General features: G+C 46.9%; 2 protein-coding genes. Both read left to right on the top strand.

Annotation, left to right across the window (positions count from 1 at the left end; genetic code table 11):
* Positions 1–892, top strand: an 892-nt coding sequence (locus RR842_RS12830; protein ID WP_332730005.1) for a hypothetical protein, incomplete at its 5' end; no start/stop codon positions are given.
* A gap of 2 nt (positions 893–894) precedes the next feature.
* Positions 895–3,117: a UDP-N-acetylglucosamine 2-epimerase gene (locus RR842_RS12825; RefSeq protein ID WP_332730004.1), complete on the top strand. Its 2,223-nt coding sequence runs from the start codon at positions 895–897 to the stop codon at positions 3,115–3,117.
* Positions 3,118–3,641 lie beyond the last annotated feature (524 nt).

Genomic DNA, 3,641 nt, shown 5'->3' with positions numbered 1-3,641 from the left:
ATCTTCTATTGTGAACGCGATAGCGCTTGTCTCGAACACTCTGATTCTAGCTTTTGTGTTGCTTGCTCCTGCTTCTGGTGATGATGTTAATCTTTGCATGCTTGGACTTGCGAATGTCGTTTGCATGGCATTGCCGCTGCTTGCGGCAACTATCGTTGTCTTTAAAGGTAATTCTCTTGGTTGTCGTGTCGACTTTCGCGGTTTTAAGTGGCGCTATGCAAAAGAATCAATGTCGACTGGTTTGGTTATCTTGTTTCTGCAGCTGACCTGGGTGGTTGTCGCCACGACGCATCCGCTTTTAATCTCGATTCTGCGTGGTCCTTCTGAGGTGGTCGAGTTTCAGATCTACTACAAAGTCTATTATACGATTGGGGCGATTGCGGCAATCGCGTTGGTGCCCATTTGGTCTGCAGTTACAAAGGCTCAGGCGGAAGGGAACTACGACTGGATTATCGGGATGTATCGAAAATACCTCCTGCTTTTACCTCTGGTGGTGGTAGCGGTATGCGTTGCAAGTATTTCGTTTATTCAGGTTGGGTTCGATGTATGGCTGGGAGACCGAACTATTCTTGTAAATTGGAGTTATGTGGTAGTGATGACACTATTTGCGGTTGTGTTTGTGTTGCAGAACGTAAACGCATCAATAGGAAATGGCCTTTCGTTTTTCACTGTGCAAGTGGTATGTATGGGTCTGGGTGCCGTCGCGATGATTCCTTTAGCAAGCTTCTTATGTGCGCTAACCGGTAGTTGGATTGGTGTTGTACTCGCCAGCATCGCAGCAATCATGCCTTTTCAAGTCGTCGAACCCATTGCTTGTGTGAGATACCTACAAAAATTAAAATCTAAAAGTTGTTCGAAAGGTGCCAGGAAAGATACTGGAAGGGTGATTTAGTCATGAAAATTTTAGTAACAGGTGCAAAGGGGTTTGTCGGGAGGAATCTCTGTGAGAGCCTTAAGGCCATCCGTGACGGTAAAGATCGTCGCGAAAAGTATCAACCGCTTTTACCGCTTACCATTTTCGAGTACGATCGAGAATCGATACCCGACGAGCTTTCAACCTATTGTGCCGAAGCTGACTTTGTGTTTAATCTGGCGGGAGTAAATCGTCCCAAGGATGTTTCTGAATTCATGGAGGGCAACCGCGATTTCGCCTCCACCCTGATCAGTACCCTTGAGCGCCAAAATAATCTTTCTCCAATTATGTTTGCCTCGAGTACGAAAGCCTCCTCCCGAGGTTGTTTTATGGATGGTGGATATGGTAAATCAAAACTTGCTGGAGAAAACCTTTTTCGTGATTACTCCGAACGCACGGGTGTGCCCGTGCTTATTTATCGGTTTCCTAATGTTTACGGTAAGTGGTGTCGCCCTGGCTACAACTCCGTGGTAGCAACATTTTGTAGCAATATAGCCAATAATCGTTCTATTACGGTAAATGATCCCTCCACAGACCTCGAACTTCTTTATATTGACGATCTAGTATCGGAAATGCTTGATGCCCTACTTGGCGAAGAAACCCGCGCGGACGATGGCTTTTGCTATGTAAACCCAACGGATCGATGCACTCTAGGTGATATTGTCGATCTTTTGCATGGCTTCAAAGCGGCTCGAGAAGACATTTCTATCCCTGATGTAACGCCCAACTCGCTTTCCAAGAAGCTCTACTCGACATATTTAAGCTATCTTGATCCAGCCGATTTTTCCTATAAGCTCAAGATGAACGTAGACGAGCGTGGAAGTTTTACGGAGATTCTACACACGGTGGATCGCGGACAGGTGTCGGTCAACGTTTCCAAGCCGGGTATTACCAAAGGTCAGCATTGGCATCATACCAAGTGGGAGAAATTTTGCGTGGTGTCCGGCGAGGGGCTTATCCAACTACGATGCGTCGGCGATGAGGAGGATTGTGGACTTCATTCGGTAGTTGAGTACCACGTGTCAGGTGAAGATATTACTGTCGTTGAAATGATTCCTGGCTACACTCACAACATTATTAACTTGTCTGACAACCAATACCTCATCATTCGACTCTCCGAGGTCATTAAGAAGTGCCGTCGATACTTCGATGTCATTCTGGCACATACGGGACAAAACTACGATTACAACCTTAATGGGGTGTTCTTCTGTGATTTAAAGTTGGACGAACCGGAAGTCTACTTAGATGCCGTGGGCGACACTTTGGGCCAAACCATGGGGAAGATTATTTCTACCAGCTATAATCTTATGGTTGGTGTGTCTCCCGATGCTGTTCTTGTCCTAGGAGACACTAATTCTTGTTTATCTGTTATTAGTGCAAAGCGTCTGCATATCCCTATTTTTCATATGGAGGCCGGCAATCGCTGTAAAGACGAATGTCTTCCAGAAGAAACTAATCGCCGCATAGTGGATATCATATCGGATGTGAACCTGGCCTACTCCGAGCATGCACGCCGTTATCTGGCTAATTGCGGGTGCGTCTCCGAGCGGACCTATGTTACGGGCTCTCCTATGGCAGAGGTTTTGCGTGCCAATTTGGCCGATATTGAAGCATCGGACATCCATGAAAAGTTGGGGCTTGAGAAGGGCTGTTATATTTTACTGTCGGCGCACCGCGAAGAAAATATTGATACTCAAACAAACTTTGAGTCACTTTTTGGAGCCGTAAATGCGTTGGCTGAAAAGTATGATATGCCAGTTCTCTATACTTGTCATCCGCGTTCTCGTAAGCGCCTGGTTACAACAGGCTTTAAGCTTGATTCGCGCGTTCGTCTACATGAGCCCCTGGGATTTCACGACTACAACAATCTTCAAATAAATGCTTTTGCCGTAGTGAGTGACAGCGGTACTCTTCCTGAGGAGTCGAGCTTTTTTGCTTCTATAGGTCGTGCGTTCCCGGCTGTCTGCATTCGTACTTCAACCGAACGCCCCGAGGCTCTCGATAAGGCATGTTTTACGCTGGCCGGTATCAGCAAGCGCGGGCTTCTTCAAGGAGTTGCTACTGCTGTCGCACTCGACAGGGAGGGTTCGTTGCCGGAATCTCCCGTGCCCGACTATGCCGATGAGACCGTTTCTACCAAGGTCGTTAAGATTATTCAATCCTACACTGATATCGTGAATAAGATGGTCTGGAGGAAGTATTAAGCAAAAAAGCAATAAAGTGTTAAGATAGGGCGAAAGTTTTGGTTGAATTGCGATGTCAGCCGGACACCTCCCGATGAGGTGCACCCATTTTCTTGGATCACCTTTAGCCTATTGCTCATGGAGCTGTCTGAATGCAACAGGACTTGTGCCGTTTAGACCACATCTTATCCTATCGTTGTTATGCCAGTTCATATATTTGTTGAGCTCATCTTCAGGCACAGCCATGGACTTGAAGCTGCTGCGATAGATTCAAGTGCCCGAAGAAGCTTCTCGACTAGGGTGGAGGTGAAGAGGGCTGTCATCAACTTCATTGAGTGCTACCACAATCGCCAGTGCCCTCATTCAGCCATTCACTACAGTCTTCCGTCACGGGTGATGGAAGACTTCTTTGTCAGAACTAAACCTGCGTGCTCAGCCATCCGAAAGGCGGCGTAAATTCTTTAACTTTTGTGTCCAAAATCCTGACACAGGTCATTAGTTGGCGTACGAAGATGACACGCTGGCGAGCATGCCAAGACCACCCA

The organism is Gordonibacter sp. (genome assembly GCF_036667095.1).
In the GTDB taxonomy this organism is placed as follows: Bacteria; Actinomycetota; Coriobacteriia; order Coriobacteriales; family Eggerthellaceae; genus Gordonibacter.
Note: the sequence above shows the minus strand (reverse complement) of the source record. Positions and strands in the feature narration are given on the sequence as shown.

Bases quoted from the DNA above. Each gene is read 5' to 3' on its own strand.
- RR842_RS12825 (WP_332730004.1), top strand. From the start codon at position 895: ATGAAAATTTTAGTAACAGGTGCAAAGGGGTTTGTCGGGAGGAATCTC.